Annotated in this window: 18 protein-coding genes, 6 tRNA genes and 1 other RNA gene; 12 read left to right on the top strand and 13 right to left on the bottom strand. The window is 54.1% G+C overall.

All coding sequences use genetic code 11. From position 1 onward, the window contains the following. Nucleotides 1-10 precede the first annotated feature (10 nt). The 3 genes from ptsH to cysZ form a co-directional block, all read right to left on the bottom strand. Complete coding sequence (gene ptsH / locus V1566_RS19455; RefSeq protein WP_000487600.1) at nt 11-268, bottom strand: phosphocarrier protein Hpr; 258 nt, start codon at nt 266-268, stop codon at nt 11-13. 317 nt (nt 269-585) lie between these two features. Next, nucleotides 586-1,557: a cysteine synthase A gene (gene cysK, locus V1566_RS19450; RefSeq protein WP_013098198.1), complete on the bottom strand. Its 972-nt coding sequence runs from the start codon at nt 1,555-1,557 to the stop codon at nt 586-588. A 163-nt stretch (nt 1,558-1,720) separates the two neighbouring features. Further along, nucleotides 1,721-2,482 (bottom strand): sulfate transporter CysZ, encoded by a 762-nt coding sequence (cysZ, locus tag V1566_RS19445; protein ID WP_029739991.1) that lies wholly within the window; start codon nt 2,480-2,482, stop codon nt 1,721-1,723. A gap of 230 nt (nt 2,483-2,712) precedes the next feature. Here cysZ and zipA point away from each other — a divergent pair, with 230 nt between their 5' ends. The 3 genes from zipA to V1566_RS19430 all read left to right on the top strand — a co-directional run bounded on the left by zipA (nt 2,713) and on the right by V1566_RS19430 (nt 5,992). After that, the gene (gene zipA / locus V1566_RS19440; RefSeq protein ID WP_023332952.1) at nt 2,713-3,690 is read left to right on the top strand and encodes a cell division protein ZipA; all 978 of its coding nucleotides are present in this window, start codon (nt 2,713-2,715) and stop codon (nt 3,688-3,690) included. Between the two features lie 69 nt (nt 3,691-3,759). Further along, nucleotides 3,760-5,775, top strand: coding sequence for an NAD-dependent DNA ligase LigA (gene ligA, locus V1566_RS19435; RefSeq protein ID WP_395304370.1), 2,016 nt, complete (start codon nt 3,760-3,762; stop codon nt 5,773-5,775). A 1-nt stretch (nt 5,776) separates the two neighbouring features. Further along, nucleotides 5,777-5,992 (top strand): putative quorum-sensing-regulated virulence factor, encoded by a 216-nt coding sequence (locus V1566_RS19430; protein WP_343645817.1) that lies wholly within the window; start codon nt 5,777-5,779, stop codon nt 5,990-5,992. On the opposite strand, the gene V1566_RS19425 is transcribed toward V1566_RS19430, so the two are convergent. After that, nucleotides 5,989-6,984 carry a bile acid:sodium symporter family protein gene (locus tag V1566_RS19425; protein WP_023332950.1) on the bottom strand — a complete coding sequence of 332 codons (996 nt, stop codon included), beginning with the start codon at nt 6,982-6,984 and terminating at the stop codon, nt 5,989-5,991. The genes V1566_RS19430 and V1566_RS19425 overlap by 4 nt on opposite strands. A gap of 89 nt (nt 6,985-7,073) precedes the next feature. On the opposite strand from V1566_RS19425, the gene V1566_RS19420 reads away from it, so the two are divergent. Further along, on the top strand, nt 7,074-8,009 hold the full coding sequence (locus V1566_RS19420) for a LysR family transcriptional regulator (RefSeq protein ID WP_121425216.1): 936 nt from the start codon (nt 7,074-7,076) through the stop codon (nt 8,007-8,009). On the opposite strand, the gene V1566_RS19415 is transcribed toward V1566_RS19420, so the two are convergent. After that, the gene (locus tag V1566_RS19415; protein ID WP_029740388.1) at nt 8,006-8,344 is read right to left on the bottom strand and encodes a FlxA-like family protein; all 339 of its coding nucleotides are present in this window, start codon (nt 8,342-8,344) and stop codon (nt 8,006-8,008) included. The genes V1566_RS19420 and V1566_RS19415 overlap by 4 nt on opposite strands. Before the next feature lie 207 nt (nt 8,345-8,551). Here V1566_RS19415 and xapA point away from each other — a divergent pair, with 207 nt between their 5' ends. From xapA to V1566_RS19400, 3 genes are all read left to right on the top strand, one after another. After that, on the top strand, nt 8,552-9,376 hold the full coding sequence (xapA, locus tag V1566_RS19410) for a xanthosine phosphorylase (protein WP_332984659.1): 825 nt from the start codon (nt 8,552-8,554) through the stop codon (nt 9,374-9,376). Nucleotides 9,377-9,427: 51 nt separating this feature from the next. After that, entirely contained in the window at nt 9,428-10,684 is a 1,257-nt protein-coding gene (locus tag V1566_RS19405; RefSeq protein ID WP_395304369.1) for a nucleoside permease, read from the top strand. Nucleotides 10,685-10,751: 67 nt separating this feature from the next. Then, nucleotides 10,752-11,642 (top strand): LysR family transcriptional regulator, encoded by an 891-nt coding sequence (locus tag V1566_RS19400; protein WP_157189532.1) that lies wholly within the window; start codon nt 10,752-10,754, stop codon nt 11,640-11,642. A gap of 47 nt (nt 11,643-11,689) precedes the next feature. On the opposite strand, the gene V1566_RS19395 is transcribed toward V1566_RS19400, so the two are convergent. From V1566_RS19395 to V1566_RS19375, 5 genes are all read right to left on the bottom strand, one after another. Beyond that, a non-coding RNA gene (locus V1566_RS19395) (RtT sRNA) lies at nt 11,690-11,818 on the bottom strand. Between the two features lie 26 nt (nt 11,819-11,844). After that, nucleotides 11,845-11,920, bottom strand: a tRNA-Lys gene (locus V1566_RS19390). A gap of 4 nt (nt 11,921-11,924) precedes the next feature. Continuing rightward, nucleotides 11,925-12,000: transfer RNA gene (locus V1566_RS19385), tRNA-Val, on the bottom strand. 29 nt (nt 12,001-12,029) lie between these two features. Beyond that, nucleotides 12,030-12,105, bottom strand: a tRNA-Val gene (locus tag V1566_RS19380). A gap of 41 nt (nt 12,106-12,146) precedes the next feature. Further along, nucleotides 12,147-12,222, bottom strand: a tRNA-Val gene (locus V1566_RS19375). A gap of 258 nt (nt 12,223-12,480) precedes the next feature. On the opposite strand from V1566_RS19375, the gene gltX reads away from it, so the two are divergent. Next, entirely contained in the window at nt 12,481-13,896 is a 1,416-nt protein-coding gene (gene gltX, locus V1566_RS19370) for a glutamate--tRNA ligase (RefSeq protein ID WP_395304368.1), read from the top strand. A gap of 51 nt (nt 13,897-13,947) precedes the next feature. Here the strand turns inward: gltX and V1566_RS19365 are convergent, their stop codons facing one another. Then, a complete protein-coding gene (locus V1566_RS19365) occupies nt 13,948-14,331 on the bottom strand; it encodes a YfeC-like transcriptional regulator (protein ID WP_395304367.1) in 384 nt (127 codons plus the stop codon). 1 nt (nt 14,332) lies between these two features. Further along, nucleotides 14,333-14,695 (bottom strand): YfeC-like transcriptional regulator, encoded by a 363-nt coding sequence (locus V1566_RS19360; RefSeq protein ID WP_048992413.1) that lies wholly within the window; start codon nt 14,693-14,695, stop codon nt 14,333-14,335. A 217-nt stretch (nt 14,696-14,912) separates the two neighbouring features. On the opposite strand from V1566_RS19360, the gene V1566_RS19355 reads away from it, so the two are divergent. The 3 genes from V1566_RS19355 (at nt 14,913) to V1566_RS19345 (ending at nt 17,510) form a co-directional block, all read left to right on the top strand. Next, nucleotides 14,913-14,988 (top strand) — tRNA-Ala (locus tag V1566_RS19355). 41 nt (nt 14,989-15,029) lie between these two features. After that, nucleotides 15,030-15,105 (top strand) — tRNA-Ala (locus V1566_RS19350). A 215-nt stretch (nt 15,106-15,320) separates the two neighbouring features. Further along, on the top strand, nt 15,321-17,510 hold the full coding sequence (locus tag V1566_RS19345; protein ID WP_395304366.1) for an EAL domain-containing protein: 2,190 nt from the start codon (nt 15,321-15,323) through the stop codon (nt 17,508-17,510). A gap of 44 nt (nt 17,511-17,554) precedes the next feature. Here V1566_RS19345 and V1566_RS19340 read toward each other — a convergent pair whose 3' ends face one another. Then, entirely contained in the window at nt 17,555-18,742 is a 1,188-nt protein-coding gene (locus tag V1566_RS19340) for a NupC/NupG family nucleoside CNT transporter (RefSeq protein WP_008501591.1), read from the bottom strand. Between the two features lie 348 nt (nt 18,743-19,090). On the opposite strand from V1566_RS19340, the gene V1566_RS19335 reads away from it, so the two are divergent. Next, on the top strand, nt 19,091-20,329 hold the full coding sequence (locus V1566_RS19335; RefSeq protein WP_395304365.1) for an Nramp family divalent metal transporter: 1,239 nt from the start codon (nt 19,091-19,093) through the stop codon (nt 20,327-20,329). The last annotated feature ends 8 nt before the right edge of the window (nt 20,330-20,337 follow it).

Genomic DNA, 20,337 nt, shown 5'->3' with positions numbered 1-20,337 from the left:
ACCCGGAAACTTACTCGAGCTCAGCCATCAGTTTTACCAGATGCTCAACTGCTTTCTGCTCGTCTTCACCTTCTGCAGAGATGGTGACAACGGTGCCCTGAGTCAGGCCCAGAGTCTGCAGTTTGAACAGGCTTTTTGCGCTCGCGCTTTTGCCGTTGGAAGTCACAGTGATTTCAGAAGTGAAGCCTTTTGCTTCTTTAACAAACTGAGCAGCAGGGCGGGTGTGCAGACCGTTCGGAGCGGTAATGGTAACTTCTTGCTGGAACATTGTATTTCCCCAACTTATAGGTTTAGTGTTGTGGAACTAAAGTCTAGCCTGGCGACTGAACTTTAGCCTGTATTGTTAGCGCTGACGTTTCGATCGTCATTAAACATTATGCAGCGAAAGCAAGACTTGAACCAAATCATAAAATCGATTCAGCAAGGCTATTTCGTTTGCCGATTAATTTCACGCATCAAAATAATTGCTGGTTTAAATACCAGACCCTTCGGGGTGAAGCAATGCCAGGAGGGGTAAAAGTTTGAAGCAGGCCACAAAAAAGCACCTAAAAAGGTGCTTTTTTACGCGTTATTAACATGCTGGCACTACTGTTGCAGCTCTTTTTCGGTAAACAGATCGGCAAACAGTGCGGTGCTCAAGTAACGCTCACCCGAGGAAGGAAGGATAACCACAATGTTCTTGTTGGTAAAGGACTCATCTTCCTGAAGTTTGAGCGCTGCCGCAACGGCCGCACCGGAAGAGATACCCGCCAGAATGCCTTCTTCATCCATCAGGCGACGCGCGGTAGAGATGGCTTCTTCGTTAGTGATGGTGACCACTTTATCAATAAGCTTCAGATCCAGGTTGCCTGGAATGAAGCCTGCGCCAATACCCTGGATTTTATGCGGGCCTGGTTTCAGCTCTTCACCCGCCAGTGCCTGGGTGATAACCGGTGAGTCAGTCGGCTCAACGGCAACGGTGATCAGGTCTTTTTTACCCTTTGTGCCTTTAATATAGCGTGACACGCCGGTCAGCGTACCGCCGGTACCCACGCCGGAGATAAAGACGTCAACCTGGCCGTCGGTATCTTCCCAGATTTCCGGACCGGTAGTCTTCTCGTGAATTTCCGGGTTAGCCGGGTTGCTGAACTGCTGCAGCAGCAGATATTTCGCCGGATCGCTGGCCACAATCTCTTCGGCTTTCTGAATGGCACCTTTCATGCCCTTCGCGCCTTCGGTCAGCACCAGGTTCGCGCCCAGCGCTTTGAGCAGTTTACGACGCTCGATACTCATGGTCTCTGGCATGGTCAGCGTCAGCTTGTAGCCACGCGCGGCCGCCACATAGGCCAGAGCGATACCGGTATTGCCGCTGGTCGGTTCCACCAGCTCAACGCCTGGCTTCAGTACGCCACGTTTTTCAGCATCCCAAATCATGTTTGCACCGATACGGCATTTTACGCTGAAGCTCGGGTTACGTGATTCGACCTTCGCCAGAATGCGTCCATTACCGATACGGTTCAGTCGAACCAGGGGCGTATGACCGATAGTCAGCGAGTTGTCTTCATAAATCTTACTCATGGCCTGTCCTTAACTGTATGAAATTGGGATACCGACCCAGCATACCTGCTAAGCAGGTAGGGGGAAGTAAGGAATTCGCATATCTATATACTGCAAGGAAATAATGGGGATCAGTATGGAATAAGGGGCGGCATAAGCCACCCCTGCTTTACACATTTTTGCATTATTTCCATAACGCGTGCTTAGCACGGTAGCAGTCGACCCACATCGCCGTTGCGCCGCAGACGGCGACGGGCATGATGAATAGATTCAGGAAGGGAATCATGGTGAACAGGCTGGTCAGCGCGCCAAACTGCATATTGGCGACCTTCTGGCTGCGCAGGGCGGTGCGCATCGCTTTAAACGGCACCTTGTGGTTATCGAACGGATAGTCGCAGTACTGAATGGCCAGCATCCAGGCGCTGAACAGGAACCACAGCACCGGTGCCACCGTCTGGCCAATGCCTGGCACAAAGTAGAGGATAAGCAGCACGATCGCGCGGGGCAGGTACCAGGCAAACTTTTGCCACTCGCGCTTCATGATGCGTGGCAGGTCTTTCATGATCCCCAGCACGCCCGTGTCCGGCGGCGTTGCCCCGGTAAGCCGCGCTTCCAGCTGTTCCGCCAGTAGGCCGTTAAACGGTGCGGCTATCCAGTTGGCAATCGTCGAAAAGAAGTACCCAAACACCAGCAGCACGGAGATCACCGCCACCGGCCAGAGCAGGTAGTTAAGCCACTGTAGCCAGTCCGGCACATAGCTCATCAGCGACGGGATCCAGCTTTCCAGCTTTGTGAACAGCCACCAGAACGCGCCGCCCATCAGAATAATGTTGATCAACAGCGGGAGAATGACGAAGCGTCGAATCCCCGGCAGGGAGACCAGTTTCCAGCCCTGAGAAAAATACCAGACGCCGCTGCGCGGGGGAGAAGAAGATGTTGAAACCATAGCCAGGCTGTACTCCTTTTTACACAACCAGTGGAATTGCCCGCCTATATTATCCACTTACGGAGCAATGACCAGTTCGGAAATGTTCGAAAAACCAGCAAAAAGCACGATTTCCTTCATCTTTATGCTGTGAATGCTCTGCACACACTTGCACTTGACGTAAACGGCAAATACTCTTAGTGAGTAAATGTTTGCCGTGGTGGCAAGGTGTTAGAACAACAGAGAATATAATGATGCAGGATTTGCGTCTGATATTAATCATTGTTGGCGCGATCGCCATAATCGCTTTACTGGTACATGGTTTCTGGACCAGCCGTAAAGAGCGTTCCTCGATGTTTCGCGATCGCCCACTAAAGCGCATGAAGTCCAGTCGTGACGACGATGACAGCGAAGATGACATCGACGGCAGCGATGACGACGGCGTGGGTGAAGTTCGTGTTCATCGGGTCAATACTGCGCCCGGCGCAGGCCATGGGGAGCATGAAGCGCCTCGTCCTTCGCAGCACCAGTATCAACCGCCGTATGCTTCTGCACAGCCGCGCCAGCCAGCGCCGCAGCCTGTGGAAGAGCCGGTGCGCCAGCCGCCGCAACAGCCTGTCTATCAGCAGCCTGCCCAGCCGGTTCAACAGCAACCGGTACAGCAGCCCGTGCAACAACAGCCTGCTCAGCCGGTACAACAGCCGCAGCAGCCTGTTCACGTACAGCCTGCGCCTCAGCCCGCTCCGGCCCCGCACGTTGAGCCTGAGCCCGTTGTAGAGCCAGAGCCGGTTGTTGAAAAACCGCAGCGTAAAGAAGCGGTGATCATCATGAACGTGGCCGCGCATCACGGTAGCCATCTCAACGGTGACGTGCTGCTTAACAGTATTCAACAGGCAGGCTTCAAGTTTGGCGATATGAACATTTTCCATCGCCACCTGAGCCCTGACGGTAGCGGCCCGGCGCTGTTCAGCCTGGCCAATATGGTTAACCCTGGCACCTTTGATCCGGAAATGACCGGTGATTTCGTGACCCCGGGCGTGACTATCTTTATGCAGGTGCCGTCCTACGGCGACGAACTGCAAAACTTTAAGCTGATGCTGCAGTCTGCCCAGCATATCGCTGACGAAGTCGGTGGCGTGGTGCTCGACGATCAGCGTCGAATGATGACCCCGCAGAAGCTGCGTGAGTATCAGGACCGCATCCGCGAAGTTAAGGAAGCTAACGCGTAATCGTCGCGTTTACTTCAACTCCTCCTCAACCCCCGCCTGTCGGGGGTTTTTTCTCATTGATGGTGCGATATGGACTCAATCGAACAACAACTCACTGAACTGCGAACCACGCTTCGCCATCATGAATATCTCTATCATGTTATGGACGCGCCGGAAGTCCCGGATGCGGAATATGACCGCCTGATGCGCGAGCTGCGCGAATTAGAGTCGCAGCACCCGGAGCTTATCACGCCGGATTCCCCCACCCAGCGCGTCGGCGCTGAGCCGCTGGGGGCTTTCAGCCAGGTGCGCCATGAGGTGCCGATGCTGTCGCTGGATAACGTCTTCGATGAAGAGAGCTTTCTGGCGTTTAACAAGCGCGTGCAGGATCGCCTGAAAAGCAGCGACTCCCTCACCTGGTGCTGCGAGCTCAAGCTGGATGGCCTGGCGGTCAGTCTTCTCTACGAAAACGGCGTGCTGGTGCGCGCCGCGACGCGTGGCGACGGCACGACGGGCGAAGACATCACCACCAACGTGCGTACCATCCGCGCGATCCCGCTGAGACTGCAGGGTGATAACATTCCCGCGCGTCTGGAAGTGCGCGGCGAGGTGTTCCTGCCCCAGGCGGGCTTCGAGAAAATTAACGAAGAGGCGCGTCGCACCGGCGGGAAGGTGTTTGCTAACCCGCGTAATGCGGCGGCTGGCTCTCTGCGCCAGCTTGACCCGCGTATCACCGCGAAGCGACCGCTTACTTTCTTCTGCTACGGTGTGGGTATTCTGGAGGGGGGCGAGCTGCCGGATACGCACCTCGGGCGTCTGTTGCAGTTTAAAGCGTGGGGCCTGCCGGTGAGCAACCGCGTTCAGCTCTGTGACTCGCCGGAAGCGGTACTGGCGTTCTACCATAAAGTGGAAGAGGATCGTCCGACGCTCGGGTTTGATATTGATGGCGTCGTCATCAAGGTGAACTCACTGGCGCTGCAGGAGCAGCTTGGCTTTGTGGCGCGCGCGCCGCGCTGGGCGGTGGCGTTTAAGTTCCCTGCTCAGGAGCAGATGACCTTCGTTCGTGACGTCGAGTTCCAGGTCGGCCGTACGGGCGCCATTACCCCGGTTGCCCGTCTGGAGCCCGTGCAGGTGGCGGGCGTGCTGGTGAGTAATGCCACGCTGCATAACGCTGATGAAATCGAACGCCTGGGCCTGCGCATTGGTGACAAAGTGGTGATTCGCCGCGCGGGCGACGTGATCCCGCAGGTGGTTAACGTCGTGGAGTCAGAACGCCCTGCCGAAACGCGCGAGATCGTCTTCCCGACCCATTGCCCGGTGTGCGGCTCGGACGTTGAGCGTGTTGAAGGTGAAGCGGTGACGCGCTGTACGGGGGGGTTAATCTGTGGCGCGCAGCGTAAAGAGTCGCTAAAGCACTTCGTCTCTCGCCGGGCGATGGACGTCGACGGCATGGGCGATAAAATTATCGATCAGCTGGTTGAGAAAGAGTATGTCCACACGCCAGCAGATCTGTTCAAACTGACGGCAGGTAAACTGACCGGCCTGGATCGCATGGGGCCAAAGTCAGCCCAGAACGTGGTTAACGCGCTGGAAGCCGCCAAAGAGACCACCTTCGCTCGCTTCCTGTACGCGCTGGGCATTCGTGAAGTGGGTGAGGCGACGGCCGCGGGCCTGGCGGCGTACTTTGGTACGCTGGAGGCGCTGGAAAAGGCAAGCATTGACGAACTGCAAAAAGTGCCGGATGTCGGCATCGTGGTCGCCACGCACGTCTTTAACTTCTTCGCCGAAGAGAGCAACCGTGAAGTCATCGGCAAGCTACTGGAAGAAGGCATCAGGTGGCCCGCGCCGGTGGTGGTTAACGCCGAAGAGATTGACAGCCCGTTCGCCGGTAAAACGGTAGTGCTGACCGGTAGCCTGAGCCAGCTTTCACGCGACGATGCGAAAGCGCGTCTGGTGGCGCTGGGGGCCAAAGTAGCGGGCAGCGTGTCGAAGAAAACCGACCTGGTGATCGCCGGGGAAGCGGCGGGTTCGAAGCTGGCAAAAGCCCAGGAACTCGGTATTGCGGTTATCGACGAAGCGGAAATGATGCGTCTGTTAGGAGAGTAACGTGGAGAAAGAACAGCTCGTTGAGATTGCCAATACGGAGATGCCGTTCGGAAAATACAAGGGCCGCAGGCTGATTGATTTGCCGGAAGAGTATCTGCTGTGGTTTGCCCGCAAGGATGAATTCCCGGCAGGGCGGCTGGGCGAGCTGATGGCTATCACGTTACTCATCAAAAGCGAGGGGCTGACCCAGCTGGTTCAGCCCCTGAAACGTCCTTAAGCCTTCGCGGCGCGGGTCTCTTCCTGCGCCAGCTTCTCGGTCTGGCGCTTGTAGCGACGCGCCAGCACTGCGCAGACCATCAGCTGGATCTGATGGAAAATCATCAGCGGCAGCACCATCATCCCAATCACCGAGGTCGGGAACAGAATGTTGGCCATCGGGATACCGTTCGCCAGGCTCTTTTTCGAACCGCAGAACACAATCGTAATTTCATCCGCTTTGTTGAAGCCGCACCTGCGTGCCACAAAAACGTTTACCGCAATCACAATCGCCAGCAGGACGATGCTGACCACCACGATAAACAGCAGCGAGCCTGCACCCACCTTGTGCCAGATCCCGTTCACGACCGCTTCGCTGAAGGCGGAGTAAACCACCAGCAGAATCGAGGTCTGGTCGGTTTTTGAAATCCATTTTTTATGCTTCGCCACAAACGCGCCGGTCCACGGTCGGGAAAGATGCCCCAGCACAAACGGCAGCAGCAGCTGCAGACAGATTTTGCCGACCTGCTCCAGGTTACCTTCCGCACCGTGCATGTTCATAAGCAGGCCCACCAGTAGCGGAGAGACGAAAATCCCTAACAGGCTGGAGGCGGATGCTGAACAAACGGCTGCCGCTACGTTGCCGCCTGCCAGCGAGGTAAAGGCGATGGCAGACTGCACGGTAGCGGGGAGAATGCAGAGATACAGGAACCCGGTATACAGGGCTGGGTCGACATTGACCGGTGCCCACCAGGCAAACAGCACGCCGAGTATCGGGAACAGAATGAATGTGCTGCACATCACCCACAGATGCAGCCGCCAGTGTCCGCCGCCTGCGATAATGGCCTCGCGGGAAAGTTTTGCGCCATGCATAAAGAACAGCAGGGCGATGGCCGCCGTGGTCAGCCCTTCAAAGAATGGGACGAAACCGCCGCGAGCCGGGAAAAACGAGGCCAGTAATACGGTAACTACCAGGGTAAGTGTGAACGGATCAAGAATACGAAATAGTTTCATAATGACTCCTGAAATCAGATATCGCTATTGTGCTTTTTTCCATTTGAGAAATAAAATTGATTTATTGCATCCATTCATGAATGAAACAGATGAATTATTCCTTACGTCAGCTTCGTATTTTCGTCACCGTTGCGCATGCCCGCAGCTTTAGCCGGGCAGGGGAGATGATTGGTCTGAGCCAGTCGGCGGTCAGCCACAGCGTGAAAGAGCTGGAGAATCAGACCGGGGTGAAGTTGCTTGACCGCACCACGCGCGAAGTGGTGTTGACCGAAGCAGGGCAGCAGCTGGCCCTGCGCCTCGAACGGCTGCTGGATGAGCTAAACAGCACGCTCAGAGACGTGGGGAGGCTGGGGCAGCAGCTTTCGGGGACCGTGCGCGTCGCGGCCAGTCAGACGATCTCTGCACACCTTATCCCGCAGTGTATTGCCGAGGGCAGTCATCGCTACCCGGACATTGATTTTGTCCTGCATGACAGGCCGCAGCAGTGGGTGCTGGAGAGCATCCGCCAGGGAGATGTGGATTTTGGTATTGTTATCGATCCCGGTCAGGTGAGCGATCTGGCGTGCGAAAGCATACTTTCTGAGCCCTTTTTGCTGCTCTGCCGTGACGACGATCCGCTGGCCACGTTGCCGGAGGTCAGCTGGCAGTCCCTGCAGGGCGCGAACCTGGTGTTACAGGACTATGCCTCGGGCAGCCGTCCGCTGATTGATTCCGCGCTGGTGAATCAGGGGGTAAAGGCAACTATCGTGCAGGAGATTGGTCACCCGGCGACGCTGTTTCCGATGGTGGAAGCCGGTATTGGCATCAGCGTCTTGCCCGCCCTGGCGCTTCCCCTGCCGCAGGGAAGCCGGCTGGCCGTCAGGCGATTAACGCCCGTTGTCGAGCGAAAGCTGATGCTGGTGCGGCGAAAAAATCGTTCACTCTCGGGGGCGGCGCAGGCTATCTGGGAAGTGGTGCGTATCCAGGCACAACGATTAACCGAAGCCCGCATACGCGACCCACTGTTTAACGCATCAGAAGATTAGATGTAGATATCAATCTGATTAGTGTCTGACGGGCTGTTTACCCCTTCCACTTTGCCCAGCTTTTGATCCTGCTTCTTCTGAGCCTCTTCGGCCTGCTGGCGCTGCAGCGCGGCGAGCTGCGCCTGCAGCACCTTGATCTGGGTCTGAATAAGTTCCTGCTGCTTCTTCTTCTCATCGGTGCTGACGGGACTGTTTGCCAGTTCTTTTAACTGCTGAGTCAGCTTTTTGATCTTGTCGAGAATGCGGGTGATTTGCGCAGAGATATCGTTACTGCTCGAAGTTCCACTCGCGCCGCTGGTTTGAATCTGTTGGGTTGAAGCCTGAATGGTCGTCATACTTTTTCCTCGCGTTATAAAACAGAAGTATCGGCACCGACGGGATTAGCTTGAGCAAAACTGCCATATCTGGCAGGGAGTTGCATCGATACACAATCAGTATTGATGGTGCGGTGAAAGTGTATTGGAGGTCACCGGCAGGCTGCGGATATAAGACGTAAGTCATGCGATCCCCGCTATCGCGATCTTAATCCTTAAGGAGCCTCTATGACCCTCTCGAATAACCCGTGGTACTGCGCCGACATCATTCGCGCCGCTAAGCCGAACTTCACGCCTCGCGTGGCGTTTATTCTCGGCTCTGGCCTGGGCGCGCTCGCCGACCAGATTGATGACGCCGTTTCCCTGAGCTACGAAAAGCTGCCGGGCTTCCCGGTGAGCACCGTGCATGGTCATGCCGGCGAGCTGGTGCTCGGGCATCTGGCCGGGGTGCCTGTGGCCTGTATGAAGGGGCGCGGCCATTTCTATGAAGGGCGCGGGATGACCATCATGACCGATGCGATCCGCACCTTTGCGCTGCTGGGGTGCGAGCTGCTGTTTAGCACCAATGCGGCGGGCTCGCTGCGCCCGGAGGTTCAGCCAGGAAGCCTGGTTGCCCTGAGCGACCATATCAACACCATGCCGGGCACGCCGATGGTGGGGCTGAACGATGAGCGCTTTGGCGATCGTTTCTTCTCTCTGGCCAATGCTTACGACGCGGATTACCGTGCCGTTCTGCAAACCGTGGCAACGAAAGAAGGCTTCCCGCTGCATGAAGGGGTGTTTGTCTCTTATCCCGGCCCGAACTTCGAGACGGTGGCCGAGATCCGCATGATGCAGATTATCGGCGGCGATGTAGTGGGGATGTCCGTAGTGCCTGAAGTGATTTCCGCACGCCACTGCGGCCTGAAGGTCGTGGCCGTTTCTGCAATTACCAATCTCGCCGAAGGTCTGGGTGAGGTCAAACTCTCGCATGAACAAACCCTTGCCGCCGCCGAGCTCTCCCGCCAGAACTTTATCAATCTTATCTGCGGTTTTCTTCGCCATATTGCCTGAATAAAACAATAAAGTGGCCCGCCAGGGCCACACTGCTATAAGGAATGGGTTATGAACATCACGACTCGCTTAAAGATGATGTCCTTTATGCAATATTTTATCTGGGGGAGCTGGCTGGTTACCCTGGGCGCTTACATGATCAACACCCTACACTTTACCGGCTCCGACGTGGGCATGGTTTACAGCTCCAAAGGACTTGCCGCGATCGTTATGCCTTCGCTGGTGGGGATTATTGCCGACAAGTGGCTGCGGGCCGACCGTGCCTACGTGATTTGCCACCTCGTCTGCGCCGTCGCGCTCTGCTATGCCGCGCAGGTCAATGAGCCAGGGCTGATGTTCTGGGTCATGCTGGTGAATGCGATGGCCTTCATGCCCACGATTGCGCTGTCGAACACCATTTCCTACTCCTGTCTTGAACAGGCAGGGCTGGATACGGTGAGCCATTTTCCGCGAGTGCGGGTGTATGGCACCGTGGGCTTTATTGCCGCGATGTGGGTTATTAGCCTGATGGGAGCGGAACTGAGCAACGTGCAGCTCTATATTGCGGCTGCCGCGTCCCTGCTGCTGGCGTTTTATTCTCTGACGCTACCGGCTATTCCGGTTGCGAAGACAAAAACGTCTCCGTCTCTGGCAAGCAAGCTGGGCCTCAATGCGTTTATCCTGTTTAAACAGCCCCGCATGGCGGTGTTCTTTTTATTCGCGATGTTGCTGGGCGCCGTGCTGCAGATAACCAACACGTTTGGCAGCCCCTTCCTGCATGATTTTGCGCGTAATCCGGCGTATGCAGATAGCTTTATCGTCAAATATCCGTCCATCCTGCTCTCCGTTTCGCAAATGTCCGAGGTGTTCTTCATTCTGACCATTCCGTATTTCCTCGGACGATTTGGCATTAAAGCCGTTATGCTGATGAGCATGGTGGCCTGGATGCTGCGGTTCGGGCTATTTGCCTTTGGAGATCCGTCCGCGACGGGCTTTGTGCTGCTCATGCTCTCAATGATTGTCTACGGCTGCGCGTTCGACTTCTTCAATATTTCAGGCTCGGTATTTGTTGAACAGGAGGTCAGCGCCGATATCCGCGCCAGCGCGCAAGGGTTGTTTATGACGACCGTTAACGGTATCGGGGCGTATTTTGGTTCGGTATTGAGCGGTATGGCAGTGGATTATTTCTCGGTGGACGGGGTGAAGGACTGGCAGACGATCTGGCTGGTATTTGCGGCCTATGCCCTGGCGCTCGCGGTGGTCTTTTACTTCAGCTTTAACTACCACCACACCTGTAAAAACAGCGGGATGCGCACAGTTGCGCACTAAATTTTCCCTACGGACGCGGAAAGGCTTTAAGGTAGGCGCATAAGTGTTATCGCCAGGATATGTTTTGATGGAACGCGTCTATCGGACCGATCTCAAGCTGCTGCGCTATTTTCTGGCCGTGGCGGAGGAACTGCATTTTGGACGGGCTGCGGCCCGTCTCAATATGTCTCAGCCGCCATTAAGCCTGCATATTAAAGAACTGGAAAGTCAGTTGGGCACGTTACTGTTTATTCGCCACTCGCGGAGCGTCGCGTTGACGCATGCCGGTAAGGTGTTGATGGAAGAGTCCCGCCGGCTGCTCGCCAGCGCAAACCAGGCTCTGGCTCGCGTCGAGCAAATTGGCCGGGGGGAGGCAGGGCGCATTGAGCTGGGGATTGTCGGCACCGCCATGTGGAGCGAGGTGCGCACGGTGATGCGCGCTTTTTTGAAAGAGCATCCAAATGTTGATGTCGTTTTTCGCGAAAAATCGCCGGTAATGCAGATGGCGCTGCTTGAGCGCCGGGAGCTGGATGTCGGGATCTGGCGAATGGCAACGGAACCTACCGCGGGGTTTACCAGCCTGCGGCTGCGTGAAGCGGCTTTTCTGGTGGCGATGCCGGAAGATCACCGGCTGGTCAGGGAACCTTCCATTGCGCTCGCAGAATTGCAGGACGAGTATTTTGTTACGATGCCGTCGGCCCATTCTGACTGGGCATTTTTACATCGCGTCTGCCAGCAGGCCGGTTTTTCGCCGATGATTGTGCGCGAAGCCGTTGAACCGCAAACGGTACTGGCGATGATCAGCATGGGCATGGGGATTACGCTTGCGGCAGACAGCTACGCGCAAATGCAGTGGCCGGGCGTGGTGTTCCGCCCGCTGAAAGAGCGTATACCGGCAGATTTGTATGTGGTGTATGACGAGAAGCAGGCGACACCTGCGGTGAAGACGTTGATTGCGACGTTGACGGCTGGAAAGTAGACAAAGCGCAGATAGCAAAAAAGCGCCTTTAGGGCGCTTTTTTACATTGGTGGGTCGTGCAGGATGACTCGCTTCGCTCGCCCTTCGGGCCGTCGCCGTAAACGGCTCCGGTGCCTCACTGCGTTCGGCTCGAACCTGCTGCAGGTTCGAATCATCCAGATCGCAGATAGCAAAAAAGCGCCTTTAGGGCGCTTTTTTACATTGGTGGGTCGTGCAGGATTCGAACCTGCGACCAATTGATTAAAAGTCAACTGCTCTACCAACTGAGCTAACGACCCGAAATGGTGGGCGATGACGGGCTCGAACCGCCGACCCCCTCCGTGTAAAGGAGATGCTCTACCAACTGAGCTAATCGCCCATTTCGGAACTACTGCGATAAGGTGAGAATGGTGGGCGATGACGGGCTCGAACCGCCGACCCCCTCCGTGTAAAGGAGATGCTCTACCAACTGAGCTAATCGCCCAATCTCAATTCTTATCTACACTGCGAGTCTACCGAAGTAGATGGTGGGTGATGACGGGCTCGAACCGCCGACCCCCTCCGTGTAAAGGAGATGCTCTACCAACTGAGCTAATCACCCCCGCTGTGTGGAGTCGCATTATAGGGAGAGTTGAAAATGAGTCAACGCATTTTCTAAAGTTTTTATTCGTTCGTCGTAAAATTAAACAAAACGATCGCGAAACGGACTATGGCGCATGATTTCTAAACAAAAATCGCAAACTCGGTCACGATAAAGGGATCAACATTGAGGATTCCCCCCACAGTGATAGAATATTGCCCATTGTTTTTTCCCCAGGATTTGCCGATTGCCGGCATCTTTATAACGTAAGGCCATTTCATGAAAATCAAAACTCGCTTCGCGCCGAGCCCGACAGGCTATCTGCACGTCGGTGGTGCACGTACCGCTCTCTATTCCTGGCTTTTCGCACGCCACAACAAAGGTGAGTTCGTGCTGCGTATTGAAGACACCGATCTTGAGCGCTCCACGCCGGAAGCAATTGAAGCCATTATGGATGGGATGAACTGGCTGAATCTGGAATGGGACGAAGGCCCGTATTTCCAGACCAAACGCTTTGACCGCTATAACGCCGTCATTGATGAGATGCTGGTCGCGGGCACGGCGTATAAATGCTACTGCTCGAAAGAGCGTCTGGATGCGCTGCGTGAAGAGCAGATGGCAAACGGTGAAAAGCCGCGCTATGACGGCCGTTGCCGCCACGACCACAGCGAGCATGCTGCGGATGAACCTTGCGTGGTGCGTTTTGCTAACCCGCAGGATGGCTCGGTGATCTTTGACGACCAGATCCGTGGCCCAATTGAATTCAGTAACCAGGAGCTGGACGATCTGATCATCCGTCGCACCGACGGTTCCCCAACGTATAACTTCTGCGTAGTGGTTGATGACTGGGATATGGAAATTACCCACGTTGTCCGTGGTGAAGACCATATCAACAACACGCCACGTCAGATCAACATCCTGAAGGCGCTGAACGCCCCTGTGCCAGTTTATGCGCACGTCTCCATGATCAACGGCGACGATGGCAAGAAACTGTCTAAACGTCACGGTGCGGTAAGCGTTATGCAGTATCGCGACGACGGTTATCTGCCAGAAGCGCTGCTGAACTATCTGGTGCGCCTGGGCTGGGCCCACGGTGACCAGGAGATCTTCAGCCGTGAAGAGATGATCGAACTGTTCTCTCTGAGCTCTGTGAGCAAATCAGCGAGCGCATTTAATACCGACAAGCTCTTGTGGCTGAACCATCACTACATCAATACCATGCAGCCAGAATATGTGGCGACATATCTGCAGTGGCACATTGAGCAGGCAAATATTGATACCCGCACTGGCCCTGAACTGGCGGATCTGGTGAAACTGCTCGGCGAGCGCTGCAAAACGCTGAAAGAGATTGCCGAAAGCTGCCGCTACTTCTATGAAGAGTTTGATGCGTTCGACGCGGACGCCGCGAAGAAACACCTCCGTCCGGTTGCGCGTCAGCCGCTGGAAGTGGTGCGTGACAAGCTGGCTGCACTCGCCGAGTGGACCGCTGAGAATGTGCATCACGCCATTCAGGCGACGGCAGACGAGCTGGAAGTCGGTATGGGTAAAGTCGGTATGCCACTGCGCGTTGCGGTGACCGGTGCGGGTCAGTCTCCGGCGCTGGATGTGACGGTTCATGCCATCGGCAAGTCACGCAGCGTGGCGCGCATTAACAAGGCGCTGGATTTTATCGCTGAACGTGAAAATCAGCAGTAATTACGCCTCAGATAAAAAACGGCAGGGTAACCTGCCGTTTTTTTATGCCTTTTATTCCGTGATTCCCAGCCGCGTAAGAAAGCCGCGTATGCCTTCGCGTTTCAATAAAGCGTCCAGACGCTTCTGCTCCGGCTGAGTCATACTCTCCAGCGTCTCAATAATACCCGGAGACAGGTTTGAAGAGGGGGCACTGTAGGAAGCGGTGACCTCCGCGAGATGGTAAACCGCCTGACGGTTACGGATTGCCGGAAGGCTCATAATATGTTCCTTCACGCGCGCATCAACATGAATGAGCCGCGCCCGACCGCCCTTCACGCCGTTGAGTCCTTCCGTTTTCCACCCCTGCTGGCGTATCCAGCGATTAACAGTTTGTCTGGCAACGCCCAAACTCTCCGCCAGCTCTTCCGTGGTCATTTTGCTACGTAATTTTTTCATATCAGTTCTGATCGCGAATCCCTAAACGTTGCAACAATCCGGTAATCCCTTCCCGCATTAACAGCGATGTCATCTGCTTCTGCTCTTCCGGCGTCATTTCATTGGCCAGCGTCAGGAGTAGGGTGTGAAGCGAACCGTCATGGCTGGTGCCTTCTGGCAGTTCGGACGTTTCACTTGCCCGACGTGCGCTGCGGATAAAGTCGCGGACTTTTTCATTCACATGTACCAGGCGCGCTTTCCCGCCCTGGACGCCTGGCTTTGGTGACGTAATCCAACCCTCTTTGCGTACCCATTTATTGATGGTCTGGCGGCTATAGCCAGTGAGGAGGGCTAACTCTTCTGGCGTCATTCGTTCCTTGATCATGCAATTTCCTGAATATCTGTGGGGTTAATTAACGGCTCATTTTATAGCACCGTTTTACGTGAAAACGTGACAGGCTTAACTCCTGACTGCGAGCAGGCTCGCAAAGTGATTCATTTGCATGATTTTTCGGCGATCGAATAGCTGGAATTGATTTTGCCGTTGACACTCCGCAGCGGAATTCATATTATGCCGCCCGTCAACATGACAGCTTTACGATGGGGCTATAGCTCAGCTGGGAGAGCGCTTGCATGGCATGCAAGAGGTCAGCGGTTCGATCCCGCTTAGCTCCACCAAACTCTGAACCCAACAGAGTGCGGTTAGTAAAGTAACATGTGGGGCTATAGCTCAGCTGGGAGAGCGCTTGCATGGCATGCAAGAGGTCAGCGGTTCGATCCCGCTTAGCTCCACCAAAATTGTAAACCCTCGTCAAAAGACGAGGGTTTTTTTTATGTGTTTGTAACACCCTCTCCCGTATTTTGTTATCAAAAAGAAGGTATTCTCGTACCTCACCTCAATCGACATCAATAAACCAGTCTATAAATAGACTTGAACTTGATTCGTGCAATTAATAAACCTATTATCCATCCGGTCAATGATTCGAACGGATAATATACTCATCAGCTTAATGAATAGAAAAACGTACAATAATGTAAAGATATTTATAATTGCACTGACACTTTGTCTGATTGCGGTACCTGTCTCCCGTTATCTCTCTCCTCGCGCAATTGTTAATGGTCACGACGTTTATTTAGCATGGTTACCGCTAAGCGTTATGCTGGCGGTGGTTCTGCTATTTGGGCGCAGGGCAATTCTTCCCATTGTGTTGGGTTTTACTGTCACTAATTTATTTTATGTTAATTTAGCACCGCTACAATATTCAGTATTGCTGTTTTGTCAGACCTTTGCGCTGTTCACCGCGTGCGGCCTTCTGCGCATTATGCTGGGTAAGCGTTGGCGCTACGGCATCCCCAACAAGCACATCGGTTTACGTATATTCTGGCTCGGTTTTATCGTGCCAATTGGTATTAAGCTGTCGATGTATATGGCGGGCTATTTGTTTGATTTTCCGGTGACTATTTCGACCTTTTTCGGTGAAGGAACGGTAATTTATAACGTTGTGGATATACTGAGCCTGATATGTGCGGCGTTGATTTTTACCATGATGTTCTATTACCCATTAAGAATGATAATTAATCCTCGCTTTGCGAGGAACTTCTGGCGGCAAAGCGTGAAGCCCGTGTTTTTTCACAAGAATTCATTATATATTTTTGTCTGGCTGATGCTTTTAATTTTCATTCTCGTCATTTTATGTGGTCCTTTTGAATCCCCCGTCATTGCCGGCTATTTGATGCCGCTGATTTTTATTCTTTTTACCTTAGCGATAAGCCGCCTGACCTATGCGCTTATCTCTCTGCTGTGGGCTGCATCTGCACTCCTGCTGTTGACCTACAACTACAACTTCCTTAACGGGGTGGAATCGGGCCATTCGCTCTCTTTTATTCTGTCCGTGCTTATCTCTTTCGCTATCTGTCTGCTTTACATGTCGCGAATTTACCAGCGTAGCGAATGGCTCAAGCGGGGCTGGCAGGACAGGGCACTGACCGATCCGTTGACCGGTTTACCCAATATTCGTGCGCTGGAGGAGTATCTTGAGACTCACCCGGATGCAAAAGTGAGCATTCTGCGTATGGATAACCTGGAGTTTTTGAGCCGCCACTATGGGATCCTCATGCGGGTCCATTGTAAACGTACTGTCGCCACGTCGCTTCAGCCGCTTTTGCAAAAAGATGAGATGCTCTTCCAGTTGCCCGGAAGCGAGCTGGTGCTGGTATTGCTCGGGCCGGAAATTGCTGAACGTCTCCAGCATATGGTTGATCGACTCAACAGCAGTAAGATTTTCTGGAACAACGCCGGGCTCGATATTGAGTTTGGCGCGTCCTGGGGAATGGTTGAAAACGGCGAAATACTGCATCACACGCTGGGGCAACTGAGCTGGCTGGCAGAGCAGGCCAGCGGAGCGCAAAACGTTCTCGCACTCACGAATAGCCTCGAGGCGGCATCAGGGCAAACAACGGAGCGCGTCCTGATGCTGGCGCGGATTAAGCATGCTCTGGAGACGGATCAATTCCATTTATACGCGCAGCCGATCCAGAAGGCGGACGGGAGCGGATATTACGAAATCCTGGCGCGTATGGAGAGCGAGGGCGAGATCTTCACTCCTGACCGCTTTATCCCGTTGATTGCCCAGTTCAACCTCAGCCACCGGTTTGATATGTGCATTATGGAGAAATTACTGCTGTGGCTGCGCGATAACCCTGCCACGCACGCTGGCGCCCGTTTCTCTGTCAATCTGATGCCGCTCACGCTGATGCAAAAAGAGGTGGCGACCGAGATTTGCGCGCTCTTTGAACGCTACGGCGTTGCGCCTCAGGCCGTCGTGATTGAGATCACCGAAGAGCAGGCCTTCTCAAATTCAGGCTGCAGCATGCACAATATTCAGCAGCTGCGGGACTACGGCTTCCGGATTGCCATTGATGATTTTGGTACCGGCTACGCCAACTACGAGCGTCTCAGACGCCTGCAGGCAGATATCATTAAAATTGACGGCTGCTTTGTTAAAGACATTTGTACCGATGATATGGATGCGATGATCGTCCAGTCGATGTGTAATCTGGCGAAGACGAAATCGCTGTGCGTTGTGGCGGAATACGTAGAAACACCGGCCCAGCGCGAGATGCTGCTTCGCTTTGGCGTGGATTATCTGCAGGGCTACCTGATAGGTAAACCCAAGCCGCTGGAAGAGTTGAGGGCATAAAAAAACCGGGAGCCAGGCTCCCGGTTTTTGTTTAACGATAAAGGTTACAGGACCAGTGCCGCGATGGAAGCAGACAGGACGCTCACCAGCGTAGAGCCGTAAACCAGCTTCAGGCCAAAGCGAGAAACCACGTTACCCTGTTCTTCGTTCAGACCTTTAATCGCACCTGCGATAATCCCGATGGACGAGAAGTTCGCGAAGGAGACCAGGAACACGGACAGAATGCCTTCCGCGCGCGGAGAAAGCGTGCTGGCAATTTTCTGCAGATCCATCATCGCAACGAATTCGTTAGAAACCAGTTTGGTTGCCATGATACTCCCTACCTGCAGCGCTTCGTGAGCTGGCACACCCATCACCCATGCAACCGGGTAGAAGATATAGCCCAGAATACCCTGGAAGGAAATACCCAGCACCGCGGCGAACAAGGCGTTCAGCGCAGAAATCAGCGCAATGAAGCCGATCAGCATGGCGGCAACGATGATCGCCACTTTGAAACCGGCCAGAATGTATTCACCCAGCATTTCGAAGAAGCTCTGGCCTTCGTGCAGGTTTGACATCTGGATGTTCTCTTCGCTGGCGTCAACGCGGTACGGGTTGATCAGCGACAGCACGATAAAGGTGCTGAACATGTTCAGAACCAGCGCCGCAACAACATACTTCGGCTCCAGCATGGTCATATATGCGCCCACGATAGACATGGAAACGGTAGACATTGCGGTTGCTGCCATGGTGTACATGCGGTTGCGGGACATTTTGCCAAGAATATCTTTATACGCGATGAAGTTCTCAGACTGACCGAGGATCAGGGAACTCACGGCGTTAAAGGATTCCAGCTTGCCCATACCGTTCACCTTGGATAACAGGAAGCCAATTCCACGAATCACGAACGGCAGAACGCGGATGTGCTGCAGAATACCAATCAGCGCGGAGATAAAGACGATTGGGCAGAGAACTTTCAGGAAGAAGAACGCCAGACCTTCGTCGTTCATTTTACCGAAGACAAAGTTGGTCCCTTCGTTGGCGAATCCGAGCAGTTTTTCGAACATTTCGGAGAAGCCTTTCACGAAGCCGAGGCCTACGTTGGAGTTCAGGAAGAACCACGCAAGTAAAACTTCAATGACCAGCAGTTGGACAACATAACGGATACGGATTTTTTTGCGGTCTGTGCTGACCAGCAATGCAAGTGCAGTAACGACAACAAGTGCCAGGACAAAATGAAGGACGCGGTCCATATTTGCTCCAAATATGAGGCAGGTTTAATTTTCTTGCACATTCTATGTAACAAGTGAAAAGAAAACGAGATCGAGGGCACACTATAGTTACATCCTGTGACGAGTTTCAAAAATAGTGATCCACAATACATTTTTGTTATGTTAGGTAAATTAGTGAAAAGTTAAGTTTGTGTGCTAGTCTTCACGAAAGCGCGCGCGATTTCAGTTTCTGTTAGATCGCCCCACTTACCCGCCCGTCTATCGTTCAAAGCTATCAGAGAAATCACTGTAAACTTCACAAATGATCTTGATAATCATTCTCATTTTGATAGCATTAAACATAGCAAAGGCTATATTTCAGAGGCAGAAATGACAAACAGTCGCGTAGAGGGTAGCAGTGGCAGAGCCGCACGCAAGTTGCGGTTCGCATTAATGGGACCTGCGTTCATCGCTGCCATTGGCTATATCGATCCAGGTAACTTTGCGACCAATATTCAGGCCGGGGCCAGCTTTGGCTATAAGCTGCTGTGGGTGGTTGTCTGGGCTAACCTGATGGCAATGCTGATTCAGATGCTCTCCGCAAAGCTGGGGATTGCCACGGGTAAAAACCTGGCGGAGCAAATTCGCGACCATTATCCGCGTCCGGCCGTCTGGCTCTACTGGGTCCAGGCTGAAATCATCGCCATGGCCACTGACCTCGCTGAATTTATCGGCGCAGCGATCGGCTTTAAGCTGATTCTGGGGGTGTCGCTGTTGCAGGGGGCGGTGCTGACCGGGATTGCCACTTTCCTGATCCTGATGCTGCAGCGTCGGGGCCAAAAACCGCTGGAGAAGGTCATCGGTGGTCTGCTGCTGTTTGTCGCGGCGGCCTATATCGTCGAGCTGATTTTCTCACAGCCGAATCTGGCGCAGCTCGGTAGAGGTATGGTGATCCCAAGCCTGCCAACCTCGGAAGCGGTATTCCTTGCCGCCGGGGTATTGGGGGCGACCATCATGCCGCATGTGATTTACCTCCACTCCTCGCTGACTCAGCATCTCCACGGTGGGACGCGCAAAGAGCGTTACTCCGCTACCAAATGGGACGTGGCGATCGCCATGACCATCGCGGGGTTTGTAAATCTGGCGATGATGGCTACCGCAGCCGCGGCTTTCCACTTCAACGGTCATACCGGTATTGCCGATCTCGACCAGGCCTATCTCACGCTGGAGCCGTTGCTCAGCCATGCTGCCGCCACGATATTTGGTCTCAGCCTGGTGGCTGCCGGTCTTTCTTCTACGGTGGTAGGCACGCTGGCAGGCCAGGTGGTGATGCAGGGGTTTGTTCGGTTCCATATTCCGCTGTGGGTTCGTCGCTCTGTTACCATGCTTCCGTCATTTATCGTGATTCTGATGGGGCTCGACCCAACGCGAATTCTGGTCATGAGCCAGGTGCTGCTGAGTTTTGGTATCGCGCTGGCGCTGGTGCCGCTGCTGATCTTTACCAGCAACAAAACCCTGATGGGCGAACTGGTCAACTCAACGCTGGTGAAACGGACCGGGTGGGCCATCGTGGTGGTGGTGGTGGCGCTGAACCTGTGGTTGTTGATTGGCACAGCGTTGGGGCTATAAAAGAAAAA

This window comes from Enterobacter sp. ECC-019 (assembly GCF_043974075.1).
GTDB lineage: Bacteria > Pseudomonadota > Gammaproteobacteria > Enterobacterales > Enterobacteriaceae > Enterobacter > Enterobacter asburiae_D.
Note: the sequence above shows the minus strand (reverse complement) of the source record. Positions and strands in the feature narration are given on the sequence as shown.